Annotated in this window: 24 protein-coding genes, 2 tRNA genes and 1 pseudogene; 19 read left to right on the forward strand and 8 right to left on the reverse strand. The window is 46.5% G+C overall.

Annotation, left to right across the window (positions count from 1 at the left end; genetic code table 11):
* The first annotated feature begins 9 nt into the window (after nt 1–9).
* The 8 genes from lepA to nagZ are packed head-to-tail and all read left to right on the forward strand — an operon-like array spanning nt 10 to nt 7,396.
* Nucleotides 10–1,815, forward strand: coding sequence for a translation elongation factor 4 (gene lepA, locus C2755_RS02255; protein WP_215321593.1), 1,806 nt, complete (start codon nt 10–12; stop codon nt 1,813–1,815).
* The gene (gene lepB, locus C2755_RS02260) at nt 1,815–2,621 is read left to right on the forward strand and encodes a signal peptidase I (protein WP_215321594.1); all 807 of its coding nucleotides are present in this window, start codon (nt 1,815–1,817) and stop codon (nt 2,619–2,621) included. The genes lepA and lepB overlap by 1 nt, the downstream gene beginning before the upstream one ends.
* Before the next feature lie 5 nt (nt 2,622–2,626).
* Nucleotides 2,627–3,418 (forward strand): ribonuclease III, encoded by a 792-nt coding sequence (gene rnc, locus C2755_RS02265; protein WP_215321595.1) that lies wholly within the window; start codon nt 2,627–2,629, stop codon nt 3,416–3,418.
* 44 nt (nt 3,419–3,462) lie between these two features.
* Complete coding sequence (gene era, locus C2755_RS02270; protein WP_216863838.1) at nt 3,463–4,356, forward strand: GTPase Era; 894 nt, start codon at nt 3,463–3,465, stop codon at nt 4,354–4,356.
* Nucleotides 4,357–4,361: 5 nt separating this feature from the next.
* Nucleotides 4,362–5,096, forward strand: a complete 735-nt coding sequence (recO, locus tag C2755_RS02275; RefSeq protein ID WP_215321597.1) for a DNA repair protein RecO — start codon at nt 4,362–4,364, stop codon at nt 5,094–5,096.
* A 12-nt stretch (nt 5,097–5,108) separates the two neighbouring features.
* The gene (gene pdxJ, locus C2755_RS02280) at nt 5,109–5,852 is read left to right on the forward strand and encodes a pyridoxine 5'-phosphate synthase (protein WP_215321598.1); all 744 of its coding nucleotides are present in this window, start codon (nt 5,109–5,111) and stop codon (nt 5,850–5,852) included.
* A 41-nt stretch (nt 5,853–5,893) separates the two neighbouring features.
* On the forward strand, nt 5,894–6,286 hold the full coding sequence (acpS, locus tag C2755_RS02285) for a holo-ACP synthase (RefSeq protein ID WP_215321599.1): 393 nt from the start codon (nt 5,894–5,896) through the stop codon (nt 6,284–6,286).
* A gap of 30 nt (nt 6,287–6,316) precedes the next feature.
* Nucleotides 6,317–7,396: a beta-N-acetylhexosaminidase gene (gene nagZ, locus C2755_RS02290; protein ID WP_215321600.1), complete on the forward strand. Its 1,080-nt coding sequence runs from the start codon at nt 6,317–6,319 to the stop codon at nt 7,394–7,396.
* 68 nt (nt 7,397–7,464) lie between these two features.
* Here the strand turns inward: nagZ and efp are convergent, their stop codons facing one another.
* The gene (gene efp / locus C2755_RS02295) at nt 7,465–8,025 is read right to left on the reverse strand and encodes an elongation factor P (RefSeq protein WP_072583128.1); all 561 of its coding nucleotides are present in this window, start codon (nt 8,023–8,025) and stop codon (nt 7,465–7,467) included.
* A gap of 87 nt (nt 8,026–8,112) precedes the next feature.
* On the reverse strand, nt 8,113–9,183 hold the full coding sequence (gene earP / locus C2755_RS02300) for an elongation factor P maturation arginine rhamnosyltransferase EarP (protein ID WP_215321601.1): 1,071 nt from the start codon (nt 9,181–9,183) through the stop codon (nt 8,113–8,115).
* Between earP and uvrC the strand changes: the two genes are divergently transcribed.
* From uvrC to C2755_RS02325, 5 genes are all read left to right on the forward strand, one after another.
* The gene (gene uvrC / locus C2755_RS02305) at nt 9,182–11,092 is read left to right on the forward strand and encodes an excinuclease ABC subunit UvrC (protein ID WP_215321602.1); all 1,911 of its coding nucleotides are present in this window, start codon (nt 9,182–9,184) and stop codon (nt 11,090–11,092) included. The genes earP and uvrC overlap by 2 nt on opposite strands.
* A gap of 33 nt (nt 11,093–11,125) precedes the next feature.
* Nucleotides 11,126–11,701 carry a CDP-diacylglycerol--glycerol-3-phosphate 3-phosphatidyltransferase gene (gene pgsA, locus C2755_RS02310; RefSeq protein WP_215321603.1) on the forward strand — a complete coding sequence of 192 codons (576 nt, stop codon included), beginning with the start codon at nt 11,126–11,128 and terminating at the stop codon, nt 11,699–11,701.
* 116 nt (nt 11,702–11,817) lie between these two features.
* Nucleotides 11,818–11,893, forward strand: a tRNA-Gly gene (locus C2755_RS02315).
* A 49-nt stretch (nt 11,894–11,942) separates the two neighbouring features.
* A tRNA-Cys gene (locus C2755_RS02320) sits at nt 11,943–12,016 on the forward strand.
* An 85-nt stretch (nt 12,017–12,101) separates the two neighbouring features.
* Nucleotides 12,102–12,563: a hypothetical protein gene (locus tag C2755_RS02325; RefSeq protein WP_215321604.1), complete on the forward strand. Its 462-nt coding sequence runs from the start codon at nt 12,102–12,104 to the stop codon at nt 12,561–12,563.
* A 75-nt stretch (nt 12,564–12,638) separates the two neighbouring features.
* Here the strand turns inward: C2755_RS02325 and lexA are convergent, their stop codons facing one another.
* On the reverse strand, nt 12,639–13,358 hold the full coding sequence (gene lexA / locus C2755_RS02330; RefSeq protein WP_215321605.1) for a transcriptional repressor LexA: 720 nt from the start codon (nt 13,356–13,358) through the stop codon (nt 12,639–12,641).
* Nucleotides 13,359–13,417: 59 nt separating this feature from the next.
* Here lexA and C2755_RS02335 point away from each other — a divergent pair, with 59 nt between their 5' ends.
* From C2755_RS02335 to dnaB, 6 genes are all read left to right on the forward strand, one after another.
* Nucleotides 13,418–14,494: an asparaginase gene (locus tag C2755_RS02335; protein WP_215321606.1), complete on the forward strand. Its 1,077-nt coding sequence runs from the start codon at nt 13,418–13,420 to the stop codon at nt 14,492–14,494.
* Between the two features lie 134 nt (nt 14,495–14,628).
* Complete coding sequence (gene rpsF / locus C2755_RS02340; RefSeq protein WP_072583121.1) at nt 14,629–15,003, forward strand: 30S ribosomal protein S6; 375 nt, start codon at nt 14,629–14,631, stop codon at nt 15,001–15,003.
* A 59-nt stretch (nt 15,004–15,062) separates the two neighbouring features.
* On the forward strand, nt 15,063–15,356 hold the full coding sequence (gene priB, locus C2755_RS02345) for a primosomal replication protein N (RefSeq protein WP_215321607.1): 294 nt from the start codon (nt 15,063–15,065) through the stop codon (nt 15,354–15,356).
* 13 nt (nt 15,357–15,369) lie between these two features.
* Nucleotides 15,370–15,642, forward strand: a complete 273-nt coding sequence (gene rpsR / locus C2755_RS02350; protein WP_011902267.1) for a 30S ribosomal protein S18 — start codon at nt 15,370–15,372, stop codon at nt 15,640–15,642.
* 13 nt (nt 15,643–15,655) lie between these two features.
* A complete protein-coding gene (gene rplI / locus C2755_RS02355; RefSeq protein WP_072583119.1) occupies nt 15,656–16,108 on the forward strand; it encodes a 50S ribosomal protein L9 in 453 nt (150 codons plus the stop codon).
* Nucleotides 16,109–16,177: 69 nt separating this feature from the next.
* Nucleotides 16,178–18,628: a replicative DNA helicase gene (dnaB, locus tag C2755_RS02360; RefSeq protein WP_371816843.1), complete on the forward strand. Its 2,451-nt coding sequence runs from the start codon at nt 16,178–16,180 to the stop codon at nt 18,626–18,628.
* A gap of 110 nt (nt 18,629–18,738) precedes the next feature.
* Here dnaB and C2755_RS02365 read toward each other — a convergent pair whose 3' ends face one another.
* From C2755_RS02365 to C2755_RS02385, 5 genes and pseudogenes are all read right to left on the reverse strand, one after another.
* A complete protein-coding gene (locus tag C2755_RS02365) occupies nt 18,739–19,005 on the reverse strand; it encodes a hypothetical protein (RefSeq protein ID WP_215321608.1) in 267 nt (88 codons plus the stop codon).
* A 118-nt stretch (nt 19,006–19,123) separates the two neighbouring features.
* Nucleotides 19,124–19,507: pseudogene (locus tag C2755_RS02370) on the reverse strand (C40 family peptidase); the annotation flags it as partial.
* A gap of 124 nt (nt 19,508–19,631) precedes the next feature.
* Complete coding sequence (locus C2755_RS02375) at nt 19,632–21,293, reverse strand: PhoH family protein (protein WP_215321610.1); 1,662 nt, start codon at nt 21,291–21,293, stop codon at nt 19,632–19,634.
* 232 nt (nt 21,294–21,525) lie between these two features.
* Nucleotides 21,526–21,993, reverse strand: a complete 468-nt coding sequence (locus tag C2755_RS02380; protein WP_215321611.1) for a peroxiredoxin — start codon at nt 21,991–21,993, stop codon at nt 21,526–21,528.
* A gap of 41 nt (nt 21,994–22,034) precedes the next feature.
* Nucleotides 22,035–22,952 carry a polysaccharide deacetylase family protein gene (locus tag C2755_RS02385; RefSeq protein ID WP_215321612.1) on the reverse strand — a complete coding sequence of 306 codons (918 nt, stop codon included), beginning with the start codon at nt 22,950–22,952 and terminating at the stop codon, nt 22,035–22,037.
* Nucleotides 22,953–22,968 lie beyond the last annotated feature (16 nt).

Consider the following 22,968-nt stretch of genomic DNA (forward strand, 5'->3'; position numbering starts at 1 on the left):
TAAGACGCTATGGATTTAATCCGCAATTTTTCTATCATCGCCCATATCGATCACGGCAAATCGACGCTTGCTGATCGCATTATTCAGCTCTGCGGCGGCCTCTCCGACCGTGAAATGGAAGCCCAAGTTCTAGACTCAATGGATATTGAGCGTGAGCGCGGCATCACCATTAAGGCGCAAACCGCAGCTTTAAATTACAAAGCCAAAGACGGCAAAATTTACCACATCAACCTGATTGACACACCGGGACACGTTGACTTCTCTTATGAGGTTAGTCGCTCTTTGTCTGCCTGTGAAGGTGCTTTGTTAGTCGTAGATGCCAGTCAAGGTGTTGAGGCGCAAACCGTTGCCAACTGTTACATGGCGCTTGAGTTGGGCGTTGAGGTTGTACCAGTACTGAATAAGATTGACTTGCCGCAAGCTGATCCTGAGCGCGCTAAAAAAGAAATTGAAGATGTCATTGGTATTGATGCTTCTGAAGCAGTTACTTGCTCAGCCAAGACTGGCTTGGGCGTTGCGGACGTGATCGAAGAAATGATCGCCAGGGTGCCGCCGCCAAAGGGTAATGCAGAAGATCCATTGCAAGCCTTGATTATTGACTCCTGGTTTGACAACTACGTAGGCGTAGTCATGTTGGTGCGTGTTGTGAATGGCACTTTAAAACCAAAAGAAAAAATTACCTTGATGGCCAATGGTTCAAGCCATTTAGTCGAGCATGTAGGTGTCTTTAGCCCAAAGTCAGTAGATCGTCCAGAGTTATCTGCCGGTCAAGTGGGCTTCGTGATTGCTGGCATTAAAGAATTAAAAGCCGCCAAGGTTGGCGACACCGTGACACATACTACTGGGCAGCAAGGGCGCGTTCCTGCGGCCGAGCCACTTCCTGGTTTTAAAGAAGTGAAGCCCCAAGTTTTTGCTGGCCTATATCCAGTAGAAGCGAGTGAATACGATCAGTTGCGCGAGTCCCTTGAAAAGCTCAAGCTAAATGACGCCTCACTCTTGTATGAGCCAGAGGTATCTCAGGCTTTAGGTTTTGGATTCCGCTGCGGCTTCTTAGGTTTGCTCCACATGGAGATTGTGCAAGAGCGTTTGGAGCGTCAGTACGGCATGAATCTCATCACGACCGCTCCAACGGTGGTGTATCAAGTAGAGCAATCTGACGGCACGCTCATGATGGTGGATAACCCTTCGAAGATGCCTGAGGCCAGCAAGATCAATACCATTCTTGAGCCTATCGTGACCGTTAATTTATACATGCCGCAAGAGTATGTAGGAGCGATGATTACCTTGTGTGTTGGTAAGCGGGGTATTCAGATGGATATGAATTACCTAGGTCGTCAGGTCAAACTCACTTATGAGTTACCAATGGCTGAGATTGTTTTGGACTTCTTTGACAAAATGAAATCCATCTCACGTGGATATGCCTCGATGGATTACGAGTTCAAAGAATATCGCCCAGCAGATGTAGTGAAGGTCGATATCCTCATTAATGGTGAGCGGGTTGACGCCCTCTCTGTGATTGTTCACCGCAGTAATAGTCAGCACCGTGGGCGGGAAGTGGTCGCTAAGATGCGCGGCATTATTCCTCGTCAAATGTTCGATGTGGCTATTCAGGCGGCAATTGGCAGCAATATTGTTGCGCGTGAAAACGTCAAGGCGTTGCGTAAAAACGTATTGGCTAAGTGCTACGGTGGTGACATCTCCCGTAAGCGTAAGTTATTAGAGAAGCAAAAAGAAGGTAAGAAACGTATGAAGCAAGTCGGTAACGTGGAAATTCCACAAGAAGCCTTCTTGGCTATTCTGCAGGTGGAGGATTAATGAACTTTGCCCTAGTCCTTTTTATCTTGGTGATTGTTTCTGGAATCGCTTGGGTTGCTGACAAATGGCACTTTGCCCCGCAAAGACGTTTGGCGGGTATTGATCGTATGCCTTTGTGGCTTGAATACACAGCAGGTTTCTTCCCGGTAATTTGCGCAGTGTTTGTCTTGCGCTCTTTTATTGCTGAGCCTTTTAAGATTCCTTCTGGTTCAATGATCCCCACATTGCAAATCGGCGACTTCATTTTGGTCAATAAATTTACCTATGGAATACGTTTACCGGTACTGAATCAAAAAGTTGTTGACTTGGGTTCACCCAAGCGCGGTGATGTTGTCGTTTTTCGCTACCCACGTGATGAATCGGTGGATTACATCAAGCGCATAGTGGCCTTGCCAGGTGACGAAATCACCTATGAAAATAAGCGTCTGACTATTAATGGTCAGCCTCTGCAATATAGTGGTGGCGAGCCGTATCTCGATCCCGAGAATATGCGCTATGCCAAACGTTTCACAGAGACTTTCCCGGTAGACTTGGGCGGCAATCGTCATGACATCCTCAATGATCCAGATCGTCCGGCTACCGTATTTCCAACCGAGCGTTTTCCGGGTTCTGAGTTCTGCCAGTACCAGCAGTCTGGTGTGACTTGCAAAGTCCCTCCAGGACATTACTTCGCCATGGGCGATAACCGTGACAACAGCGCAGACTCACGTTACTGGGGATTTGTACCTGATAAAAATATCGTAGGCAAAGCCTTCTTTGTTTGGTTGAACCTGGGTAATCTTGGCCGTATAGGCGGATTCGAGTAAATATCATGAATGCGCGCGCCGTTATCGAAACTGGGCCGCTACAAGAGCGCCTCGGCTATACCTTCAAGAAGCCAGAGCTACTAAATCAAGCCTTGACTCATCGCAGTCATAGCAAGAAAAATAACGAGCGCTTAGAGTTTCTGGGCGACTCTATTCTGAATTGTGTCGTTGCTGAAATGCTCTATGAGCGTTATTCGGACTTAGATGAGGGCGATCTCTCTCGCGTACGTGCAAACTTAGTAAAGCAACAAGCTTTATATGAAATTGCCCAAACATTATCCTTGTCGGATTACTTGCGCCTGGGCGAAGGTGAGTTGAAGAGCGGTGGCTTCCGTCGCCCCTCTATTCTTGCTGATACCTTAGAGGCAGTGACTGGCGCAATCTTTATGGATGGTGGTTTTGAAGCGGCTAAGGCCAGCTTACGTAAGCTGTATTCCATTATCTTGGCAAACGTAGACCCTAAAACCTTAGGTAAGGATGACAAAACTTTATTGCAAGAATGCTTGCAAGGCTATCAATTGCCATTGCCGACCTATAACGTTACCGGCACTACTGGTGCTGCACACAACCAGCAGTTTGAGGTGGAGTGCTTGATCCCTAGTCATAAAGTGGCGGTCAAAGGTGAGGGTGCTTCGCGTCGTGCTGCTGAACAAGCGGCAGCAAAGTTAGCTTTGATTGCTATGCTTAAGGCTTTACCGCAAGAATCTCGCAAACCCAAGAAAACTCGGTCGGCCAAGAAGAAAGCGGCCAAAAAAGAAGCAACCGAAGAGCAGTTCAATCTTAAGCTGAAGGGCTAATCGTGTTTAGATGCGGCACCATCGCCATTGTTGGGCGTCCTAATATGGGTAAATCAACTCTTCTGAATGCGTTGGTTGGTCAGAAGATCAGCATTACTTCTCGTAAAGCGCAAACGACACGTCACCGTATATTGGGTATTCAGAATCGCGAAGAAGCGCAGTTTATCTTTATCGATACCCCAGGCTTTCAGACCCGTTTAATGAATACCTTAAACAAAGCGTTGAACCGCACTGTCACTACAGCTTTGCAAGATGTAAACGTAGCGTGCTTTGTGGTTGAGGCTGGATACTTTGGTGAAGACGATAAGAAGGTATTGAAGCTGCTGCCAGATGACTTGCCGGTTGTTCTGGTTCTGAATAAATTAGATCTGTTTAACAGTCGCTTTCAGACTCCATCAGAGCGTGACCAAGCTCTCCTTAGCTTCATTAAAGACATGGCTCGCCCTTGGTGCGAACTAGGTGGCCATGAAGACCAGAAGTGTGAGTTTTCTGAGATAGTACCGATGAGCGCCAAGAGTCCTGGCGATATTGAAAGATTGTTAGATGTCCTTGAGGGCTACCTGCCTGAGGCTGAGGCTGTCTATGATGGCGATACTATTACCGATCGCAGCGAGCGCTTCTTAGCTGCTGAGATTCTGCGTGAAAAAGTATTCCGCTTTACTGGCGAAGAACTGCCATACACCAGCACGGTAGTAATAGACCAGTTCAAGATGGATGGCAAGATGCGTCGGATTGCGGCAACTATTTTGGTTGATCGTGACAGTCACAAGGCAATGATCATTGGTCAAAAGGGTGAGCGTCTCAAGAAGATTTCAACTGATGCCCGCATCGATATGGAAAAGCTCTTTGACGGCAAAGTCTTTTTAGAGACTTGGGTGAAGGTTAAACGTGGCTGGGCAGATGATCGAGCTGAATTGCGGGCTCAAGGTCTGGAATAAGTTTCATGGCCTCGATTCGCATTGCTGACGAGCCTGCTTTTGTATTGCATAGCATTCCCTATAAAGAGACTAGCTTAATTCTGGATGTCTTTACTCGGCAATATGGCCGCATGGCTTTAATTGCTAAAGGTGCCAAGCGTCCACACTCAACCTTAAGACCTGTTCTACAGCGCTTCCAGCCATTATTAGTTTCTTGGAGTGGTAAATCAGAGCTCCGCACTTTAACGAAGTCAGAGTGGGTGGGGGGTATGCCTTCTTTGGTTGGCGATGCTTTGCTCTGCGGCTTCTATCTAAATGAATTGCTCGTCAAGTTTTTAGCGCGCGAAGATGATTATGAAAAACTCTACGATCGCTATTCTGAGACTATTAATGCTTTATCGAATCTGGAGTTTGAGTCTAAAGGCTTAGAAGAGATTTTGCGTCCGTTTGAGTTATCACTCTTGCAGGAGACGGGGTATGCAGCCGCCTTAGATCGCTGCGTTGAAACAAATGAAGTACCTCTAGCTCAAGAGCAATATGTCTATCAACCAGAGCGAGGGGTACGCCCTGTTCAGGCCGATGATCCTGGGCACTGGCCTGTTCTTACTGGTAAATCCCTTTTGGCGATTGCAGCGGGGGATTTCTCAGACCCTGAGACTCTTTCTGAGAGTAAGCAGTTAATGCGCTTTCTGCTGGGCTTGCATTTGCAGGATCAGGTATTAACGACCCGCCAAATTTTGATTGATTTGAAGAAAATCTAGTAATCTACACAGATGAGTAGCCCCCACACCCTTGAACTGGGTATCAATATCGATCACGTCGCCACTTTACGCAATGCACGAGGCACCGTCTATCCCGATCCGTTAAGGGCGGCAGCCTTGGCTGAGGAAGCTGGCGCAGATCTCATTACCCTTCACTTGCGGGAAGATCGTCGTCATATTAAAGATGCGGATTTATTAGCACTGCGACCACTGATTAAAACGCGCATGAATTTAGAGTGTGCGGTAACGCCCGAGATGATTGATATTGCGTGCAAGGTTAGACCGCACGATGTATGCCTTGTTCCGGAGAAGCGTGAAGAAGTCACAACGGAGGGTGGTTTGGATGTCTTGGGGCATTTTGAGGTGGTGAAAGCCGCTGCAAAGAAATTAGTTGATGCTGGTATTCGGGTATCCCTATTTATTGACCCAGAAGAAAAACAAATCCAAGCAGCTAAAGAAGTTGGCGCAACCGTAGTGGAATTGCATACCGGTCGTTACGCTGATTTATCTGGAGCCGAGCAGGCAAAAGAGTTGGAACGTATTCGTAAGGCTGCGATATTTGGAAAAAGTATCGGCCTGAGGGTGAATGCTGGTCATGGTTTGCATGAGGGCAATGTCAGACTAGTGGCTGCCATTGCTGAATTATCCGAACTCAATATTGGTCATGCCATTGTGGCTGAGGCTTTGTTTAAAGGCTGGCAAAAAGCGATCACCGACATGAAAGTCTTGATGGCTCAGGGTAGAGCCAGCGCTTAAGTATTAATAACAGCAAATAACAAAAACCCATTACAGTAAATATGATCATCGGCATCGGCACAGACATTCTGCAGATTGAGCGCTTACAGGCGGCATACGATCGCACCAATGGCCGCCTGGCTGAAAAAATTCTGGGGCCAGATGAAATGTTGGTGTTTAAGCACCGCCTTGCCAGAAACCATAAGCGCGGGATTGCGTTCTTAGCTACCCGTTTTGCTGCCAAGGAAGCCTTCTCAAAAGCGATTGGTTTGGGAATGAGAATGCCTATGACTTGGCGTTCACTCCAAACCCTAAATGAGTCTAGCGGCAAGCCAATCACTTCGTACTTGGGTGCTTTGGCACAGTTTATGCAGGAAAAAAATTGGGAAGCTCATGTTACTGTTAGCGATGAAAAAGATATGGCAATTGCGCATGTCATCGTTACTCAAATGTAAATAAAAAATACAGTTTAATCAGAGGAAGAAATGAGTAAGTCAACCATGGCCCCCGGCCCAGTCACTCTGGATGTAGTTGGTCTGGAATTAAATGCCGAGGATCGTCGACGCATCTTGCATCCCCTGACTGGTGGCGTTATTTTATTTGGTAGAAACTTTACTAATCGCCAGCAGCTCACTAAATTAACTGCTGCTATTAAGAAGCTGCGCCCTGATGTGCTTATATCCATTGATCATGAGGGTGGTCGAGTACAGCGCGCAAGAACAGACGGCTTTACCCACTTACCAGCTATGCGTAAATTGGGTGAATTGTGGAGCGCTAAAAATAAATCAACTCATGCCGCAGAATCTGCTGCTATCGCAATGGCTGCAGCAACAGCTTGCGGATATGTGCTCGCTGCTGAGTTGCGTGCTTGTGGCGTTGACTTCAGTTTTACACCAGTGCTCGATTTAGATTTTGGTCGCAGCGGTGTGATTGGTGATCGATCTTTTGGTCGCGATCCACAAATAGTCTTTGCTTTGTCGAAGAGTCTGAATGAAGGCTTACGTCTTGCCGGCATGGCCAACTGCGGTAAACACTTTCCAGGACATGGCTGGGCTGAGGCAGATTCACACGTGGCTATCCCGGTAGATGAGCGCCCCTTAAAGGAAATTTTGAATGATGATGCTAAGCCGTATGAGTGGTTGGATTTGAGTTTGGCATCAGTCATGCCTGCCCATGTGATTTATCCAAAAGTGGATAAGAACCCAGCAGGATTTTCAAAGATTTGGCTCCATTCCATCTTGCGTCAAGAATTAGGCTTTGAAGGTGTGATCTTTAGTGATGATCTCTCTATGGAAGGCGCAAGTGTTGCAGGGTCGGTAGTCAAGGGTGCAGAAATGGCTCTAGATGCTGGTTGCGATGCGGTATTGATCTGTAATCGTCCAGACCTTGCTGATCAACTACTCTCAAAATTAAAAGTCTCAAAAACAAAGCAATCTGAATCTGCAACACGTTTAAATCGTCTGATGCCTTTAGCGCCAGCGCCAATATGGAGTGCATTGCAGAACGAGGCCCAGTACCAGCACGCTAAAGGCTTGCTGGGACAGTTGGGACTTATTGCTGATTAAGTAAATATTGGTCTGTAGAAATAAAAAAGCCCGGCATGCCGGGCTTTGTAACATCTGTAGCTAGCTAATTAGTTAGCGCGGCTACGGTATTCACCGGTGCGAGTATCGATCTCGATCTTGTCACCGGTATTGCAGAATAGAGGAACTTGTAATTCATAGCCAGTTGCCAATTTTGCGTTCTTCAATACCTTGCCTGAGCTGGTATCACCTTTAACTGCTGGCTCTGTGTAAATGATTTCACGAACCAATGAGTTAGGCATTGCTACTGAGAGTGCTTTACCTTCGTAGAACACCACTTCGCATGGCATGCTTTCTTCGAGGTAGTTCAATGCATCACCCATGAACTCAGCTTCAACTTCGTACTGGTTGTATTCAGTATCCATAAATACATACATTGGATCTGCGAAATAAGAATAAGTGCATTCTTTCTTATCGAGAATCACAACATCAAATTTGTCATCCGCTTTGTAAACACCTTCGTTTGGCGCGCCGGTTAACAAATTCTTAAATTTCATTTTTACAACAGAGGAGTTGCGGCCAGAGCGGCTATATTCGGCCTTTAAAACGACCTGGGCATCGGTGCCGATCATCACTACGTTACCAACGCGGAGTTCTTGTGCTGTTTTCATCTTGCTATTCCTGGGGGCAGAGCTAATTTTCTGCGGTTTTTATCAAAAACAAGATTGTAACCGCCCGCAAGCCTTTATTGCTTGGGATTAGGCGACAAAGCGGATTAAACGCGCTGGCAAGCCGCCATCTGCTTGTTTTCCAAGTAAATGGGTGCGCCAATGCTCGGCATGCGCATTCCAGCTGTTTAAGTCCTTAAGCCATTCGCTGGGCGTTGCCCAAGTCATGGCGGCTATCGTAGCTAGCCTCAACCCTTGGCTAGCCTCTTCCAGGTAGAGGTCCAGAAAAGCTGCTAATTTCACTTCATGGGCGCGGTCTTCTTGGGGATAAATATGCCAAATAAATGGTTTGCCAGCAAGTTGCGCCCGAACAAAAGAATCTTCTCCCCGCACAATATTGAAGTCGCATTGCGATAGTACCCAGTCATATTCATCCTGAGATACAAATGGCATCGAGAGCAGTTGGATATTGGTGGATAGAGAGATTGGGTGCTCTCCATAAAGACTTAATTGTTCGGCATGACCATGGGCAAGCAAGACATCAACATCTTCACCAAGATGTCCTAAGTCAACTAGCCATTTTTTCAGAGGAGCGCCGGGATAGCAAAAGATGCTGATCCGTTTTGCGCCAGGACGCAATTTAGACCATACGGTCTTCAGATCGCCAGGAATATTTTTTGCCACAATATGACCTTCTGGCGGAATGGGGTCTAGCAATAGCCCACCCACCTCATCCTGGAAGCCGGGAAAGAAAAAATATTTCGGAATACCGTGTGACTGAGGTGACGCTTTGCCATGAAAATCAATTACCCAGGGCTCTGCGCTCAAGTATTCCAAGTTAATAATGATGGGTTTGACCGGGGCGATAAAAAGGCCCGCCAAGTAACGTTCTGGCAGTTCGCAACCAAAAGCCTCAATCACAACGTCGGGTATTTGTACTGGATGACGGGCATTAGCATGGCTGGCCTCCCATGGCTGTATATCGATTTTTTGCTTAATGGACGGCTCTACTCCTGATGCGAGTAAATTAAGGGTTGGCAGATCATCGCAAAAAATACGGACCTCTTGCCTATGAATGCTTGATAAGCTTCGGGCTAGACGCCAGCAAACACCGGCATCACCATAGTTATCGACGATTTGGCAGAAAATATCCCAACGCATGAGTAATTCGCTTTTCGAAACCCTTCAGCAGGATGTTAAACGGCTACCCGGATTACCGGGGGTATATCGCTTTTTTGATGAAGCGGGACATATTCTGTATGTAGGCAAAGCGCGCAACCTCAAAAAGCGTGTCTCTAGTTATTTCCAGCGTACCCAGTTATCACCGCGTATCGAACTAATGGTGGGCAAAATTGCCCGCTATGAGACAACGGTAACACGGACTGAAACGGAAGCCCTCATTTTAGAGAACAATCTCATTAAAGAGTTGGCTCCTCCATTCAATATTTTGTTTCGTGATGACAAGTCTTATCCCTATGTGATGTTAACGGGGCATCAGTTCCCAAGGCTGGCCTCGTATCGTGGAAAAGTGGATAAGCGCAATCATTACTTTGGACCATTTCCGAATAGCTGGGCAGTACGCAATAGTGTGCAGATTCTTCAAAAAGTATTCCGCTTAAGAACTTGTGAGGATTCTGTTTTCAAGAATCGCAGTCGTCCTTGCCTCTTACATCAGATTCATCGCTGCAGCGCTCCTTGCGTTGGCCGTCTGAGTATTGAACAGTATGGGCAGGATGTTGCCCAAGCAACTCGATTTTTAGAGGGTGATCACAGCCGAGTGTTATCCGAACTCGAAAAAGAAATGCACAAGCATAGCGAAGCAATGGAGTTTGAGATGGCTGCGGTATTGCGAGATCGCATCGCTGACTTATCTAGCGTGCTACAACAACAGTCGATGGATACCGTTGCCGAGGGTGAGGGTGATGTAGATGTGATCGCTGTAGCACAAATGGAGGGTATGGTTTGCGTGAACTTAGCAATGATTCGTGGCGGCCGTCACTTGGGTGATAGAGCCTATTTCCCTAAAGGTTTGCGCTCCACCTCTGGTGAGCTGCCATCCCCCGCGGAGATATTGGAAGCCTTTATTACTCAGCATTATTTAGAAGAGCATGTGGATGCAACTGCCGCCAATTTAATTCCACCAGTACTAGTTTTAAATCATCCCCTTCAATCCGCAAGCGATGACCTGACTCAACTCAATGAATCTCCCCCTGAAGATTTGCACGAGTTATTAAATGCACAAGCTGGCAGAAAAATTACTTTCTTGCATCAACCCCAAGGTCAAAGACGTCACTGGCTTGGGATGGCAGAGGGTAATGCGAAGATTGCACTCACTAAACGCTTAGTTGAGACGGGTGGGCAGTTGGCTAGGGCACGTGCATTGGCTGATATCTTGAGTCTCGAATTGGAGAGTCTTGAGCAGTTGCGCATCGAATGTTTTGATATTAGCCACACCTCTGGTGAAGCAACCCAAGCATCTTGTGTGGTGTATACCAAGAACGCGATGCAGTCGAGTGAGTATCGACGCTTCAATATTAATGACATTACACCAGGTGATGATTACGCAGCTATGCGCCAGGTCTTGCAGAGACGCTATGCTAACTTTCAAGAGTTACCTGTTGAAAAAATTCCTCAAGTGATTTTGATTGATGGCGGCAAAGGCCAGGTAGAGATGGCAAGACAAGTGCTTTCTGAATTTGGCATGGATGTGGGTTTAATTGTGGGCGTTGCTAAGGGTGAAGGTCGTAAGGTTGGACTGGAAACCCTCATTTTTGCGGATGGACGCAAGTCTTTGGAATTGGGTATTGATAGCGCGGCATTGCTATTAGTCGCCCAGATACGAGATGAGGCCCACCGGTTTGCCATTACTGGCATGCGCGCTAAGCGTGCCAAGGCTAGGACAATCTCCCGTTTAGAGGAGATTGAGGGCATTGGCGCCAAGCGTCGTCAAAAGTTGTTGGCTCGTTTTGGTGGCTTAAAGGGCGTCTCCAATGCCAGCATCGAAGAGATCGCCGGTGTTGAAGGCGTCTCTTTAACGCTCGCTGAACAGATATATCGTCAGCTTCACTAGGAGCATTGACCGTTCTTGGTTTATGCTTATCTAATGCCTTTTAATCTACCGATCGCCCTGACCTGGTTGCGTGTTGCAGCGATTCCGCTGTTGGTAGCTATTTTTTATCTTCCCAATTCTTGGCTTACTCCGTTTGATAAGAATCTGATTGCTGCAATCATCTTTATCTCTGCCGCCATTACCGATTGGTTGGATGGTTTCTTAGCGCGCCGTTTAAAACAAGAATCTGCATTTGGTCAGTTCTTGGATCCTGTGGCAGATAAGCTTATTGTTGCTGCCGCTTTATTGGTTTTATTAAATATGGATCGCGTCCAAGTTTGGGTTGCACTCATCATTATTGGTCGTGAAATCACAATCTCCGCCCTGAGAGAGTGGATGGCTTTATTAGGGGCCGGAAAAAGTGTGGCAGTTCATATGGTTGGCAAGCTCAAAACGACTGCTCAACTGATCGCCATTCCTTTTTTATTGCTGAATGACACCTTATTTGGTTGGTTAAATTGTGCGCAAGTGGGTACCTGGTTAATTTGGATTGCCTCATTTTTAACTCTTTGGTCGATGTTCTATTACATGAAAAAGGCCTTGCCTCAGCTCGCTGGAAAAATCGACTAAGCGTTATAAAGCCCAGCCAGTTAAGCTTTTCAGGGAGATTGAGTTCCCCTGGCTTTAAGGTTTTGTGAGGAATAATGCTTTCTTGCAGATTGTTTGTTAAACTACTGCCCTGTTATGCGGGAATAGCTCAGCTGGTAGAGCGATACCTTGCCAAGGTATAGGTCGGGAGTTCGAACCTCCTTTCCCGCTCCAAGTTCGATGGGAAGCCCTCAAAAGCTTCCCATTTTTGATTCAAGAGTATGGCGCGTTGGCCGAGTGGTTAGGCAGGAGCCTGCAAAGCTTCGTACGGGGGTTCGATTCCCTCACGCGCCTCCAGTAATTTCGCTTGACGAAATAGGTAGAGCACCTAAAATACTTTCAGCATCTATAAGAAAGTCGCATCAATTCTGTAAAGCGAAAAATGATCAAACTTCACACCCTTAAAATCAGCGCTCTTACTTTGTTCCTGTCGGTATTGTTAGGAGCATGCGCTAGCTCTGGCGATTCGCCAACAGGTACCCCTCAGGAAGTTCAAGAAGTTCAGGCTCAGTTGTTGGGCGATATGCCTTTGCCGGCAGCCTCAAAAATTATTGGCGCGGATTCATTAATTATTGGTCGTGGTGATAACTGGGTCGGTCGTGTAGTTTTATCTGGTGTTCAAACGCCCACTGATATTTATGCATTTTTCCAATCTGAATATCCACGCGCTGGCTGGACAACTGTGAGCGCAGTGAAAACAAAAACGAGCATCTTGGTATTCACCAAAGGTGATCGTACTGCTACAGTGGAACTCAATGAAGGGTCATTAACTGGACCAAAGACATTGATCACGATTACTTCTTCACCAAAGAACGCTAACGTAGTGGCGCCCAGTAAGAAGTAAATCAAAAATACCGCTCTTCACGGCAGTAAATAAAAAGGCCTCTACTCAGAGGCCTTTTCTTATATGCAACTTTGCTTACAGGCCTTCAGCCCTAATTAAGCCAACCGCTTGTCCTTCTATAGAAAAGTTGGGCTGACGATCATCTACCAAAATGTTTTTGAAGTCTGGGTTCTCTGCTTGTAATTCGATGACCATGCCATTCGCAGTTTTCTTTTGTTGCCAACGCTTCACAGTCACCTCATCATCTAAGCGAGCGACAACGATGTCACCATTACGAACTTCGGTTGTCTTTCTTACTGCCAAGTAATCGCCATCTAAGATGCCGGCATCGCGCATGCTCATACCTTTTACTTTTAATAGGTAATCAGCGCCTTTACTAAATAAATTTGGATCCACTGGAACATGTTTTTCAATATGTTCCACAGCCATGATTGGGGATCCAGCTGCAACGCGACCAATTAATGGCAATGTGAGTTGTTGTAATGCGCCTGACGGTAAAGAAAGCTGGCGGTATTTATTGCTGTTGTGCGATTGATTAAATCGTTGCGGAATCCGAATGCCGCGTGAAGTACCGGGCGTTAATTCGATATAACCTTTTTTAGCAAGCGCGCGCAAATGTTCTTCAGCGGCATTGGCAGAAGCAAATCCGAGTTGGGTAGCTATTTCTGCACGAGTGGGCGGCAGGCCGCTTTCATCGATGGCCTTAGTAATCAACTCCAAAATCTCATTCTGACGTGGAGTGAGCTTGGGGAGGGCAGTCAGCTCCTCTGGAAAATCGACTGTGTTTATGTCCATACTGGGATTGTATACAGCAGTATTTGATAGATCAAGCTATTTCAGGGGGATAATGGGGTATGAGTTCACTACAAAACACCTCTGAAGCTGCCCCCCAAATCCTTGTTTTGGGTATGGGTGGCACGATTGCCGGTTTGGCACCGAGCCCAGCTGACAATCCTATGCAATATGAAGCTGGCCAGGTCGAAGTCGCCTCCTTGCTTACCCATATTCAGTCTGCCGTTCCTGAGGGCATCAGCTTGGTTTCTAGGCAGATTGCCAACATCAATAGTCGCAATCTGACAGAGTCCTTATTAACCTTACTGGGTGAGGTTGTAAGAGAGGCCCTGGCTAAAACCTTGGTTAAAGGGATAGTGGTCACTCACGGAACTGACACGATTGAAGAGGCAGGCGTCTTTTTACAGCTGACTTGCGGAAAATATGCTCAAAATTTAGGCAAAAGAGTCATCTTGACTGGCGCCATGTTGCCGTCCAATGCCCCTAAGGCAGATGGCCCATCCAACTTGCTGGACGCCATTCGTTGGGCATCTACTCCGATAGATAACTGCCCGGGCGGTATTTATGCCGTTATGGATGGCAGAGGTTGTTTGGCTATGGATCTGGCAAAACGCCACGGTAGTGCCCTCAATGCACCTATCCAAGCCTCTCCTAGCAGCTCAGTTGGGTTGATTAATCCATCCTGGCTATCCGGCGTGAAGGCTGTTCAAGCTCTCTGGACTGAAGATTTGCCGATTCCAAAGGAAAACGAGTGGCCTTGGGTTGAAATCTTAACTAGCCATGCTGGCGCCCGTTCAGAGACGATTACCCATTGGTTGAACTCTAAGGTAAAGGGCTTGGTCCTTGCTGGATCTGGCATGGGAGGCTTTCATGATGCCTGGAGAGATTCGCTGGTTGCGGCAGTAAAACATGGCATTGCTTTGGTGCGAACCACCAGAACTGGCGCAGGGGAAACCTTGCCTGATCTTCCTGAAAAGGACATTGCCGGATGTCTGGCGGCAGGCAGTCTTTCTGCACCCAGAGCTAGGATTGCCCTTCAACTTTCTCTGAATGCCGAAAAACAAGCTCAGCCCACAGGTAAATCCCTGACTTGGCAGGATTTTTTTGCTAGAATAGCGATCTTGCCAGTAATACGGTAAGTGCTGAAAAGCAGTTTTAAAAGTGTTGTTAGCAGTACCTACAATTTGTTACTACCTTGTCACACTGGCGCTGAGTTCACAACCATCAGAACTTAGCAAGACGCCCAGGTGACTCTATCCTTAAGGAGTGTTAGATGCGTCATTATGAAATCGTCTTTATCGTCCATCCGGACCAAAGCGAGCAAGTGCCAGCGATGATCGATCGTTACAAAGCTACATTAGCAGCTGCGGGCGGCAAAATTCATCGTATGGAAGACTGGGGTCGTCGTCAGATGGCTTACATGATCGACAAGCTTGCTAAAGCCCACTACGTTTGCATGAACATTGAGTGCGACCAGAAAACTCTGGAAGAGCTCGAGCATGCGTTCAAATTTAACGATGCTGTTTTGCGTCACCTCATCATCAAGACTAAGAAAGCTGAAACAGAGCCTTCCATCATGATGAAAGAAGTGCAACGTGAAGAAGCGCGTAAATCTGCTCAAGCCGACGCTCCTGTAGCGACAGCCTAAGTTAGAAATTTGAAGAGGAATACACAGACTAGAAAACGTATCAGAGAAGCGGAGCGGCGTTGAATCATTTCACCCTCACTGCGATCTTGGTATCTAAAGACGCGATTCGATTTACACCAGCAGGAATACCGGTGATGCATTGCCAGCTAGAACATAGCGGCCAAGCAAACGAGGTAGGAGTGGCAAGGAAAATTCAGATGAACGTTGAAGCCATCACAATCGGTCCGATACAAAAGGACTTAGAGCGAATGGATTTAGGGGCTGAGGCAGTGTTTGAGGGATTCTTAGCACCCAAGACTCTACGTAATCAAAGACTTGTTTTCCATATTACCCATATTCAATTGAAAAATTAAAGAGGAAATCATCATGGCGTTTGGAAAGAAACCCGATTTCAAAAAGAAACCAGCTCAGAACCCATTGTTCAAGCGTAAGCGTTATTGTCGTTTCACTGTTGCTGGCGTAGAACAGATTGATTACAAAGATGTAGATACATTGAAGGACTTCATTGGCGAAAACGCTAAGATCACTCCTGCTCGTTTGACAGGCACAAAAGCTAAATATCAGCGTCAGTTAGACACTGCTATTAAGCGTGCTCGTTACTTGGCTTTATTGCCATTCTCCGATCAACATAAGAAATAATTGGGAGCCCTCAATGCAAATCATTCTTTTAGAAAAAGTAACTAACCTGGGCAACCTTGGCGATGTAGTTCGCGTTAAAGACGGTTTCGCTCGTAACTTTTTAATTCCACAACGTAAAGCGCGTCGTGCAACTGAAGCGGCGATTGCTGACTTTGCAGTTCGTCGTGCTGAGTTGGAAAAATTAGCTGCTGAGAAATTGGCTGCTGCTGAAGTAGTTGGCGCAAAGCTCAAGGACTTGGTTCTCGAAATCGGTCAAAAAGCGGGTGTTGACGGTCGTTTGTTTGGTTCTGTAACCAATCATGACATCGCTGATGCTTTGAAAGCTAAAGGCTTCACAATTGAGAAGTCTTCAGTACGCATGCCTACTGGCCCATTGAAAATGGTTGGTGATCATCCTGTAGCGGTTGCCGTTCATACCGACGTAGTTGCAGATATCACTATTCGTGTAGTTGGCGAGCAAGCTTAAGTTTTAGATCTGTAAACTAGCCTCATGGCTGAATCCCGTTCACGTTCCGTTACGCTGAATCCCGGCATGATGGGTTCTGGGGATGCAGTCGTGCAGGCTTTAAAAGTTCCGCCGCATTCTGTAGAGGCCGAGCAATCTTTGCTCGGCGGTCTACTGATCGATAACTCCTCTTGGGATAACCTGGGTGGAGTATTAAACGACAAAGATTTCTATCGCCCCGAACATGCTTTGATCTACAAAGCAATTGCTCGCTTGGTTGGCGACAATCATCCTGCTGACGTCATTACCGTTCATGATGCAATTAAATCTGAGCAGGGTGGTGATTTGGTTGGTATTGATTACCTAAATTCATTGGCGCAAAACACTCCCAGTGCAGCGAATATTAAAGGCTATGCCGATATCGTTCGTGACCGCAGTATTTTGCGTCGCTTGATCGAAGTTTCAGACAGCATTGTTAATTCAGCATTCGTTCCTGAGGGGCGCACCGTAAGAACTTTGTTGGATGAGGCTGAATCACGCATTCTTCAGATTGGTGAAGAGGGTAGTCGCAAGGCCGACTATCTTGAGATTGAGCCTTTGCTCAAAGCTGTTGTTGCCCGTATTGATGAGCTTTATAACCGCCAAGGCGGTAGCGACATCACTGGTATTGCCACGGGCTTTATTGATTTAGATAAGCAAACTAGTGGCCTGCAAAAAGGCGACTTAGTGATTGTTGCGGGTCGTCCTTCTATGGGTAAGGCGCAACCACTGGATGCAAAAGTGAAAACGGTTGATGGCTGGAAGCTGATGGGTGATCTGAAGTTTGGTGATCGTCTCGCCTCTGTCGATGGTCAGCATTCAATGGTCACCGGTATTTATCCGCAAGGCATGAAGCAGATATATAAAGTAACTTTTTCTGATGGTCGTCAAGCGGAGTGTTGTGACGAGCATTTATGGCGTGTGATGTATCGCGATTGGTCCGAGCCACGTATTATCAATACCACCCGATTAATGGAAATGCTGCAATGTGTTCGATATAAAAATAGATTGTGGATTGATCTGGTCTCAGGCGATTTCGGTCATTCGAATGCATTGCCAGTCCATCCGTGGGTTTTGGGTGCGTTGCTTGGAGATGGAACTTTAGCTCTATCTCACAGCTCGGTGATGTTTTCAACCAAGTCCCCTGAGCTTGTAGAGCGCATGAATTTACTTGCAAACTACGAGATGGAGTTAGTTCACGCTAATGCTTATGACTGGAGATTAGTCTCAAAAGAAAGAATTGCTGCTAATGGCCAAAGAGCGGCCGTAAAGACAAATTTTTTCAGGTCTGCATTGCAGGATATCGGTGTTCTTGGCTGCAGAAGTTTTGATAAACACATTCCAGCAACTTATCTTGAGGCGAACAAGAATTCTCGTCTTGCATTGTTCCAAGGTCTGATGGATACCGATGGTTGGATTGAGAAATGGGGCTCTATTCGCTTTTGTACAGCAAGCAAACAATTATCTGAAGATGTTGCAACTTTAGCCAGATCTTTGGGTGGTTTTTGCTCAATAGCGCATAAGCAGACAAGCTTCACCTACAAGGGTGAAAAGAAGCAAGGTCGCCTAAGTTATGTTTTAAATATGAGTTTTGGCCCCGGTTTTCAAGCGTTTACTCTGCCTGAAAAGACTGAAAGATTAAGAGCAAGTTGGGATCGCCAACGTAGACTTTCATTCAAGAGTATTGAGCCTTCCAGGATGTCGGAGGCGCAATGTATTTCAGTTAGCCACCCCCAAAGAACTTACGTAACGAATGATTATGTCGTCACTCACAACACTGCATTTGCCTTAAATATTGCCGAGAACGTTGCCTTAGCAGAAGGTTTGCCTGTTGTGGTTTTCTCCATGGAGATGTCAGGCGAACAATTGGCTGCCCGTTTATTGGGTTCGGTGGGGCGCGTAGACCAAGGTCGTATGCGTACTGGTAAGTTGCAGGACGATGAGTGGCCGCGTGTCACTGATGCCATTGCACGTTTAAGTAATACCCAAATTTTGATTGATGAGACTGGTTCTTTATCCAGCTTAGAGTTGCGCGCACGCGCACGTCGTATCGCCAGAAACTTTGGCGGCACACTTGGCTTGGTGGTGATTGACTACTTACAGTTGATGAGTGGTTCTGGTTCTGAAAACCGCGCAACCGAGATTTCAGAAATCTCACGCTCACTCAAATCACTTGCAAAAGAATTGCAGTGCCCTGTAGTGGCGCTCTCTCAGTTAAACCGTGGTCTTGAGCAACGCCCTAATAAGCGTCCGATTATGTCTGACTTACGTGAGTCTGGTGCTATTGAGCAAGATGCCGACTTAATCATGTTCATCTATCGTGATGAGGTTTATCACCCAGACACTACGACCGACAAAGGTATGGCTGAGATCATCATTGGTAAGCAACGTAACGGTCCGATTGGAACTGTGCGCTTAAGCTGGCAAGGTCCATATACTAAGTTTGATAACTTGGCGATGGGCTCTGTTGGTTATTCATCTGGTGGTTATGAGCCTTTCTAATGCTGAAGAAGTAAAAAGAATACGGAATAATAGATAAAGAAAAGCCTCACAGTGTGAGGCTTTTTTAATACAGAAAATTAGTCTGATCAAAACAGATTAAATAACTAACCTTATTTTCCGCCTTCACATTTTTTGATTGAGGCTGCTTTAGCCGCACCGTACAGTGGCTTGCCATCTTTGCTAATTGCTTTAGCTTCACAGTCATTTGCTTGAGCTCCGCCCATGCATTTTTTAATGGAAGCCTCTTTAGCTGCGCCATAGAGGGGTTTGCCTTCTTTGCTCACTGCTTTGGCTTCGCAAGCCGCTTGGTCAGCAAAAGCAGAAGTAGGGAGTGCAAAACTAAACGCAATACTTAAAGCGATGATGATTTTTTTCATAACATCTCCAATTATGAGTACTTCTTATCGTGGACTACTTAATTAAATACTGTAATCTAAATTAAGCCATTAGGAAACATGGGGAAAGTGCTATTAACCCTAAAGAATGTCAATATCAGGGCACCATACGACGTGCTTCAGTAAATTTAGCCGCCCAATAGGGTGCCGTAATGTAATCTAGGCGCACGGTTCCTCCAGCACTTGGGGCATGCACAAATCTGCCTTGACCAACATAGATTCCTGCATGGGAATATTTTTCACCGTTAGTGTTGAAGAACACTAAGTCTCCTGGAGCTGGTGGTTGACCTTCAATACTTACACCCTTAGTGCTGATCAATTGAATTGTGCGCGGTAGTTTGATCCCCGCCGCTTTGTTATAGACATAAACAATGAGGCCGCTACAGTCAAAACCGCCTTTGGGAGTATTACCACCATATCGATAAGGAACATCGACTAGACCTACCGCTGCAATAGAAATGTCCTCTGTTCCAACACTGGTGTCTTGCTTGAATTGAGAAACTTTTGCGGCGTTTGGCTTACCGCTGAATGTGCTGCATCCACTTAGGATGAGTAAGCAACAAATAAAAATGCCGCACCCCAGGAGAGTGCGGCATGAGAAAGATTGCTTAAAGTGCGTCAGCAGCATGATCCGCAAGACGTGAGCGCTCACCACGCGCCAATGTCACATGACCACCATGACGCCAGCCTTTGAAGCGATCAACTACATAAGTCAAACCAGAAGAACCTTCTGTTAAGTAAGGTGTATCAATCTGGGCGATATTACCCAAGCAAATAATTTTGGTTCCAGGACCTGCACGAGTCACCAAAGTCTTCATTTGTTTAGGGGTGAGGTTTTGCGCTTCATCAATAATGACGAATTTACTCACAAAAGTTCTACCACGCATAAAGTTCATACTCTTTACTTTAATGCGCGAACGAATTAACTCTTGAGTTGCGGCGCGACCCCATTCACCAGCGCCGCCATCTTCATTGCGCTGTAATACCTCGAGGTTATCGTCAAATGCACCCATCCAAGGTTGCATCTTTTCTTCTTCGGTGCCTGGAAGGAAGCCAATATCCTCACCCACAGGGACGGTGGCACGTGTAATGATGATCTCGTTATAGCGTTTGCTGTCGAGGACCTGCTCGAGGCCGGCAGCCAGTGCAAGCAAAGTTTTTCCGGTACCAGCCTGTCCCAATAGGGTCACAAAGTCTACATCTGGGTTCATGAGTAAATTCATGGCAAAATTCTGCTCGCGGTTACGCGCAGTCACACTCCAAACATTATTTTTCTGATGAGAGAAGTCTCTGAGTGTTTGTAAGAGAGCGGTCTTCCCATTAATTTCTCTAACCTGTGCGTAGAAAGGCGTAGAGCCATCTGGATTTTCTTGATAGACAAACTGATTGACCAGCATGCTTTGTACGGATGGTCCGGTGACTCTATAGAACATGGTGCCAGATTTGGAGTCAGCCCAGCTTTCCATATCCTTGCCATGCTTAGGCCAGAAATCTGCATTCAGTTGCATGACTCCGGCATACATCAAGTCGCGATCTTCTAAAACTTGGTCATTGAAATAATCTTCAGCCGGTAACCCAAGTGCGCGTGCCTTGATGCGCATATTGATATCTTTGGATACCAATACCACTTCTTGACCCTTACGAGTTTTTTGTAGCTCGCTGACTACTGCCAAAATCAGGTTGTCACCTTTACCTTCGGGCAAACCCTCCGGTAATGCTTGCGTAGAGAATTTGGTTTGGAAGAAGAGGCGACCGGTGACATCTTGGTTGCCCAACTTGTTCAGGGGAATGCCCTCATCTAGAGTGCCGCTTGTTCCGGCAATCAGTTGGTCCAAGGATCTGCTGACAGTGCGGGCATTACGAGCTACCTCGGTCATGCCCTTCTTGTGGTTATCCAACTCTTCTAGAGTCGTCATCGGTAAATAAAGGTCGTGCTCTGAGAAGCGGAATAGGGAGCTTGGATCGTGCATCAATACGTTGGTATCGAGAACAAATAAGCTTGGTGGTCCAGTTCGAATCACGCGTTTAGGTTTTGCGGGTGTAGACGCCTTACTTTCGTTTCGCACATTAGAGGTGGGGCGATGATCCGCTTTGATCTTTTCGAGAGCTACTTCTGCAGCAGATAAATCTTCCTCTGCGTCATTAGTCCAATCAACGGCTTCCACTACCACCGGTTTTGCTAGAGCGGGTCGTTTCTTTAAGTCGGGAGTATCTTTGCGACTGAGTTTGACTTGATCAGCAATTTGAGTGGGGATTGGGGGCAGTGGCATGGACTCTCCTAAAAGAAAAAACCGCCAAGCGGAGTGCGTTGACGGTTTATTACGAAACTAGTTGCAGTGATACTTGAAAAACGGAGGGGGTTGCTCCCCGTACCTGATCTGAGATATTCAGGTTTCTGAATCAAACGGATTGTCAGACTTTCCCGTCGTTTACGGTGCATATGAATCACTTTACCCCAAATTTTGGGGTTTGCAAGCACCTCTGATCAAATTATTGTAAAAATTATTTAGTGGCTTGGGCAGCTTGTAATACCTCTGTCACATGACCGGGAACCTTCAGGCCGCGCCACTCTTTTGCTAGCTTGCCAGTAGAGTCAAATAGGAAGGTGCTGCGCTCAACGCCACGGACTTGTTTGCCATACATATTCTTCATCTTCATAACTCCAAAGATCTGGCAAAGTTTTTCTTCCGTGTCAGCAACTAGCTCAAACGGGAGCTCTAGTTTGCTGCGGAAATTGTCATGTGACTTAAGGCTATCTCGTGAAACACCTACTACCAGAGTATTGGCTTTGGTAAATGCTTCAATGTTGTCTCTAAATTCTCCAGACTCAGCAGTGCAGCCCGGCGTCATATCTTTAGGGTAGAAGTAGAGCACCAGTTTTTTGCCTTTTGTAGAATCTGGTGAAAACGTCAATCCAGAAGTTGCTGGAATCGCACACTGCGGCATGGGTTTACCGATAGCTACTGTCATGATGATCCTTCGTTGGTTGTCTCTAATGCTGATTAAATTAATTAGTTATTTTGAATGATTAAATCACCGCTACGATTGGGTATTTCACCCCAGGTCAGCGGTAGTACAGCTATTTTATCGAGTTGCTTGGTGGCTTCCCAGGATTTATGAAGCTCGCCCATAGTGACGAGCTCATGACCTTGATTTAGCCATCCAGCTAGCAGCTGCTCGAACGCAGGCAATAGCTTTTGCCCCTCTAGTTCAGCGTGCAATGTGAATACTTGGTCATTTGGATTGCTTTGAGTGATTTCTAGTAACTTTTTTACTGCGCCAAATTCATCAGCGCCATCGATGCCAATAAGTTCATCAAAGGTGGGGAGTGTGGTTGGGTACTGAACATGCTTTGCTTTTCCTGAAGGAAGTGCAAGGCGATAGGGCATGAGATTGGGTTCAGCTCTGCCATCAGAGGAATAGGCAATGCCCCATTGATCGAGTTGCTCAAAGGCGGCGGCGTTCATTTGCCATCCTGCAGCACCATAGGTCACTGGTGCATGACCAAAAATTTCTATAAAACGATCCCAGCTTTTTTGCATCATCGCTTTTGTCCAGGATGCATCTTGATTACGAACTGCATCTTGCCAGGCAACGTGATCCCACGTATGAATGCCCGTCTCATGACCTGCTTTATCAATGGCGCGCATTTCTGCGGCAGCTTTCTTGCCAATATCCGGTCCAGGAATGAGGACGCCATAGAGTAAGGTCCTAATCCCATAGTGCTCCACTACAGAGGTACGGCTAACTTTTTTCAGAAAGCCTGGGCGAAAGACGCGCTTTAAGGCCCAGCCGGTGTGGTCAGGCCCAAGACTAAATAGAAAGGTGGCTTTCAGGCCAAAACGCTCAAGAGTACGAGCTAGATTCGGTACACCTTCTTTGGTGCCGCGTAAGGTATCTACATCAACCTTGAGAGCTATCTTTGCCATGTACCTTTGAGTTTAC

Origin of the sequence: Polynucleobacter sp. MWH-S4W17 (genome assembly GCF_018687535.1) — a bacterium.
In the GTDB taxonomy this organism is placed as follows: Bacteria; Pseudomonadota; Gammaproteobacteria; order Burkholderiales; family Burkholderiaceae; genus Polynucleobacter.

Excerpts from the sequence above, each read along its gene's own strand:
- lepA (WP_215321593.1), top strand. The coding sequence starts at position 10 with ATGGATTTAATCCGCAATTTTTCTATCATCGCCCATATCGATCACGGC.
- lepB (WP_215321594.1), top strand. The coding sequence starts at position 1,815 with ATGAACTTTGCCCTAGTCCTTTTTATCTTGGTGATTGTTTCTGGAATC.
- rnc (WP_215321595.1), top strand. The coding sequence starts at position 2,627 with ATGAATGCGCGCGCCGTTATCGAAACTGGGCCGCTACAAGAGCGCCTC.
- era (WP_216863838.1), top strand. The coding sequence starts at position 3,463 with ATGGGTAAATCAACTCTTCTGAATGCGTTGGTTGGTCAGAAGATCAGC.
- recO (WP_215321597.1), top strand. The coding sequence starts at position 4,362 with ATGGCCTCGATTCGCATTGCTGACGAGCCTGCTTTTGTATTGCATAGC.
- pdxJ (WP_215321598.1), top strand. The coding sequence starts at position 5,109 with ATGAGTAGCCCCCACACCCTTGAACTGGGTATCAATATCGATCACGTC.
- acpS (WP_215321599.1), top strand. The coding sequence starts at position 5,894 with ATGATCATCGGCATCGGCACAGACATTCTGCAGATTGAGCGCTTACAG.
- nagZ (WP_215321600.1), top strand. The coding sequence starts at position 6,317 with ATGAGTAAGTCAACCATGGCCCCCGGCCCAGTCACTCTGGATGTAGTT.
- efp (WP_072583128.1), bottom strand. The coding sequence starts at position 8,025 with ATGAAAACAGCACAAGAACTCCGCGTTGGTAACGTAGTGATGATCGGC.
- uvrC (WP_215321602.1), top strand. The coding sequence starts at position 9,182 with ATGAGTAATTCGCTTTTCGAAACCCTTCAGCAGGATGTTAAACGGCTA.
- earP (WP_215321601.1), bottom strand. The coding sequence starts at position 9,183 with ATGCGTTGGGATATTTTCTGCCAAATCGTCGATAACTATGGTGATGCC.
- pgsA (WP_215321603.1), top strand. The coding sequence starts at position 11,126 with ATGCCTTTTAATCTACCGATCGCCCTGACCTGGTTGCGTGTTGCAGCG.
- C2755_RS02325 (WP_215321604.1), top strand. The coding sequence starts at position 12,102 with ATGATCAAACTTCACACCCTTAAAATCAGCGCTCTTACTTTGTTCCTG.
- lexA (WP_215321605.1), bottom strand. The coding sequence starts at position 13,358 with ATGGACATAAACACAGTCGATTTTCCAGAGGAGCTGACTGCCCTCCCC.
- C2755_RS02335 (WP_215321606.1), top strand. The coding sequence starts at position 13,418 with ATGAGTTCACTACAAAACACCTCTGAAGCTGCCCCCCAAATCCTTGTT.
- rpsF (WP_072583121.1), top strand. The coding sequence starts at position 14,629 with ATGCGTCATTATGAAATCGTCTTTATCGTCCATCCGGACCAAAGCGAG.
- rpsR (WP_011902267.1), top strand. The coding sequence starts at position 15,370 with ATGGCGTTTGGAAAGAAACCCGATTTCAAAAAGAAACCAGCTCAGAAC.
- rplI (WP_072583119.1), top strand. The coding sequence starts at position 15,656 with ATGCAAATCATTCTTTTAGAAAAAGTAACTAACCTGGGCAACCTTGGC.
- dnaB (WP_371816843.1), top strand. The coding sequence starts at position 16,178 with ATGGGTTCTGGGGATGCAGTCGTGCAGGCTTTAAAAGTTCCGCCGCAT.
- C2755_RS02365 (WP_215321608.1), bottom strand. The coding sequence starts at position 19,005 with ATGAAAAAAATCATCATCGCTTTAAGTATTGCGTTTAGTTTTGCACTC.
- C2755_RS02375 (WP_215321610.1), bottom strand. The coding sequence starts at position 21,293 with ATGCCACTGCCCCCAATCCCCACTCAAATTGCTGATCAAGTCAAACTC.
- C2755_RS02380 (WP_215321611.1), bottom strand. The coding sequence starts at position 21,993 with ATGACAGTAGCTATCGGTAAACCCATGCCGCAGTGTGCGATTCCAGCA.
- C2755_RS02385 (WP_215321612.1), bottom strand. The coding sequence starts at position 22,952 with ATGGCAAAGATAGCTCTCAAGGTTGATGTAGATACCTTACGCGGCACC.